Annotated in this window: 4 protein-coding genes and 1 pseudogene; all 5 read right to left on the bottom strand. The window is 39.5% G+C overall.

Annotated features, from left to right (window positions below):
* Positions 1 to 314: 314 nt before the first annotated feature.
* Complete coding sequence (locus HT691_RS10465; protein ID WP_023934566.1) at positions 315 to 1,214, bottom strand: helix-turn-helix transcriptional regulator; 900 nt, start codon at positions 1,212 to 1,214, stop codon at positions 315 to 317.
* Positions 1,215 to 1,285: 71 nt separating this feature from the next.
* A complete protein-coding gene (gene rnmV / locus HT691_RS10470) occupies positions 1,286 to 1,846 on the bottom strand; it encodes a ribonuclease M5 (protein ID WP_023934564.1) in 561 nt (186 codons plus the stop codon).
* Positions 1,846 to 2,619 carry a TatD family hydrolase gene (locus HT691_RS10475; RefSeq protein WP_023934562.1) on the bottom strand — a complete coding sequence of 258 codons (774 nt, stop codon included), beginning with the start codon at positions 2,617 to 2,619 and terminating at the stop codon, positions 1,846 to 1,848. Before HT691_RS10475 ends, rnmV begins: the two co-directional genes overlap by 1 nt.
* A 301-nt stretch (positions 2,620 to 2,920) precedes the next feature.
* Positions 2,921 to 3,055: pseudogene (locus tag HT691_RS10480) on the bottom strand (LPXTG cell wall anchor domain-containing protein); the annotation flags it as partial.
* A 203-nt stretch (positions 3,056 to 3,258) separates the two neighbouring features.
* A partial coding sequence (locus HT691_RS10485) for an N-acetylmuramoyl-L-alanine amidase family protein (RefSeq protein WP_172923457.1) occupies positions 3,259 to 3,442 on the bottom strand: 184 nt, incomplete at its 5' end.

The following is a 3,442-nucleotide window of genomic DNA, read 5'->3' on the forward strand; positions in this document are numbered from 1 at the left end:
ACTAAATAGTGAAAAATATCTATCCTATCTTCTAGAATGTCTTCCAAACGAGGAAACTCTCGTAAACAAAGAGGTTTTAGAGGCTTATTTACCATGGACTAAAGTTGTACAAGAAAAGTGCAAATAAGAAATCTCCAGATTAGGAACTATCCGTGAGTTCTCTAGTCTGGAGATTTTTCAATATACTTCGTTATTGGGCGGTTACACTATTTCATATTATTTTTAGCTTATATCTAAAAAAACAGTTCTAAAGACGAACTTTAGAACTGTTTTGATACGAGGACAAGGACATTTTTGTCACTGATTCACTATGTTTATAAATATTTTTTGACATCCTCTTGCCATTCCTCTGTCAATTTCTTTACTAGAAATCCATCTCCAATTAGCTGCGCAAATGTTTTAGAAGACTGATAAAATGATTCAGCTAAACTAAAATCTCTTTCTTCTCTTAATGCTTGCTTCCACAAAAACATAAATACAAGAGGTTTCTTTTGATAATCTTGAGTTTTATCCATAATTTCTTGTAAACACGATAGATAATCATTAAAACAATCAGTTACTCCTACCTTTTCAAGACAACACATTCCTGAAATAAGAGTATCTCTAATTATAAAGTAATTCTCTATTTGAGTTACCTTCTTCTGTTCCAAAAGAAAGAGCATTAGCTTTTCGATTTGATTTATAAATTTGGCAAGATCTTTTCTAATGAGCATTTGATAAAAAAACAAACGAATCAACAACATATCATTTGTTGAATAAACTTCTTTTTCTATGATCTGAGGCATATGTTCCTCAAGTATTAACTCTGCATATTCAGGCCTTCTAGTTCTAGAAGTATCCAAACACGCCTGCAATACTTCACATGCTAATTGTTCTTCTTTAGGAAGATTATCAAAGTATGTTTTATAAATCTCTTCCAAACACGCTTCCTTCTTATCGTACTCCTCTTCTTTACCATAGATTGGTTCACGTAAAATCTGGTATTTCAATTCTAAATAAACAGGAGGAAGAGCTGAAAAATCCGGCATAAGGCTATAAACTGGAACTCCTAGCCGGCGAGCAATATAGTCTAACTTGGGCAAACTCGGTTGCGAAGCTCCACTTTCAATTCGCGACAGTTGACGAACTGTCAGTTCTTGCTCATCTCCACAAAAATCTGGACGACTAATTCCTTTTTCTATCCTAATCTCTTTAATTTTTTGACCAATTAACATCAGACACCTCCTCTTCTACCTGCTTCGAAAAATACTGTGAAACTTAAAAAATTGTAACAGCTACATCTTTCCTACTCATAAGATTTCATAGCTTCTTCCACTTCTGCCAAGGTGACCCCAAACAACTCTAGGCGTTTGAGGAGTTGCTTGCCGTTGGAATAGCCGATTCGGAGAGCCTCTCCCAGATATTCTCGGCGCTTACGGCTGTCTGCCCCTGCTAGAAAACCAAGGCGAATCAAGTCGCTACGACTGATGTCAAACTGGCTCTCATGTTCAAATTGTTCTGTCACCTGAGCTAGAGCTATTTTCAAATCTTCATAGCCAGCATGCTCGATTCCCAGAGAACGCCCCTTGGTCTTGGACTTGGGAACAGCTTCATCTCGTTTGAGGAAGGCATGCTGAACTGTTGGAATGGCCGTCATAATCATGCGCCGAATCCGCTCCCCATTAAAATCTGGATCTGTAAAGACAATGACTCCATGGCGTTGGTGTAGACGTTGAATCCGCTCTAGATCCTGGTCATTGATAGCAGAACCTCGTGTCTCATAGGTCTCTACATCGAAATAACGTTTGAGATTTGCCGTATCATCGCGACCTTCGACCACGATGACTTGAGAAATTTTTTCTTTCATTACTTGCTGTCCAATCCAAAAATTCGCTCCGCATTTGCAGTCGTTGCCGCCGCCAGCTCTTCTGTCGTTATGCCACGCAAGTCAGCGATAAAGTCCACCACATAGCGAGTATAGGCTGTTTTATTTTCGCGACCACGCTTGGGTACAGGTGCTAAGTAAGGAGCATCTGTCTCCACCAAAATCTTGTCCAAAGGTAACTCTTTAGTTGCTTCTTGGAGGTCAGTTGCCTTCTTAAAAGTCACCACTCCTGAGAAGGAAATGGTCATACCAAGCTCCACAAACTTCTCTGCCCATTCAAGAGTTCCTGAGAAAGAATGCATGATGCCACCTCGAGAACCAACTCCCTCGCTCTTAATAATCTCATAGGTATCTTCCAGCGCATCACGGGTATGGACAACAAAAGGCAAATCCAAGTCCTTAGATAACTGAATCTGACGACGAAAAACCTGCTCCTGCACCTCTTTTGGCGCTGTCATCCAATGGTAGTCCAAACCAATCTCACCCAAGGCAACTACCTTTGGATGCTTGAGCTTGTCAAGCAAGTAAGCTTCAATCTCCTCCGTGTAAGTCCCTGCTTCTGTAGGATGCCAACCAATAGTCGCATAGAGCTGGTCATACTCATCTACCAACTCCAAAGCACGCTCAATCGTCGGTTCATCAAAACCAACAATATTCATCTGTGTCACACCCATCTCAGCAGCCAAGGCAATTTCTTCTGCCTCACGACCTGCAAATTCTTCTACATTCAAGTGTGTATGTGTATCAAAAATCATCTCTTCTAACCTCGTTTTCTATCTTCTATTATACCAAAAAAGAGGAGGGGTACCCAATTTTTCGGTTTCCCTCCTCTCTTTAATAGAGCTATTCTGCTAGCTTTTCTACTCGATATTACCCATCTCCTGTCCCACAGTTAGAGACAGAAGAGACTGGTTACATTGATAGAATATCCCTTTTCAGCTAAAGTGTGCGATTATCTTGGGTTCTCTCTTCTCTCACCCATCACTAGGATTGATGACTTCTCCAAATCCCCCTTATAATCTAACTTTAAGTAGAGAATAGAATTTTCTAGCTATCCTATTTTCTACGTCTAGCCTTTCTTCCTAGCAAAGCAAAACCACTTGTTGCCACCACTAGACCAAGACTAGCAAGTGCTGCACTTGATGCTGAACCTGTGTTAGGTAATTATTTGCCAGCAGGCACTTTAACAGTTGATTTTTCATCAGTAACTATGTACTACTCTAGATTCAATCTATTATATAAGAATGTTGAGTTACTAGCTCATCCTTCCATTATCTCTTATATTACAAAATACTCCATAATCTCCAGTAGCATAAATCTGGCTAGAGATTATGGAGTTATTTTCAGCCTTAATATCCTATCAAAAAATAATATTAAGATTCATTCAGTTAGATTTAGTTTACCAATTCACCATTAGCATTGACTCTATAGCCGTTTACTGTTGTATTGACTGCAAGCATACCTGATTCATCTACATAGTACCATTTCCCACTAACTTGGAACCATTGGCTAACTTTCATATCGCCATTACTATTGAGGTAGTACCATGAGCCATTGTATAGCAACCATCCTGTGGCC

Source organism: Streptococcus sp. 477 (assembly GCF_013277295.1).
GTDB lineage: Bacteria > Bacillota > Bacilli > Lactobacillales > Streptococcaceae > Streptococcus > Streptococcus pseudopneumoniae.

Coding starts and splice junctions, on each gene's coding strand:
- HT691_RS10465 (WP_023934566.1), bottom strand. CDS start 1,214: ATGTTAATTGGTCAAAAAATTAAAGAGATTAGGATAGAAAAAGGAATT.
- rnmV (WP_023934564.1), bottom strand. CDS start 1,846: ATGAAAGAAAAAATTTCTCAAGTCATCGTGGTCGAAGGTCGCGATGAT.
- HT691_RS10475 (WP_023934562.1), bottom strand. CDS start 2,619: ATGATTTTTGATACACATACACACTTGAATGTAGAAGAATTTGCAGGT.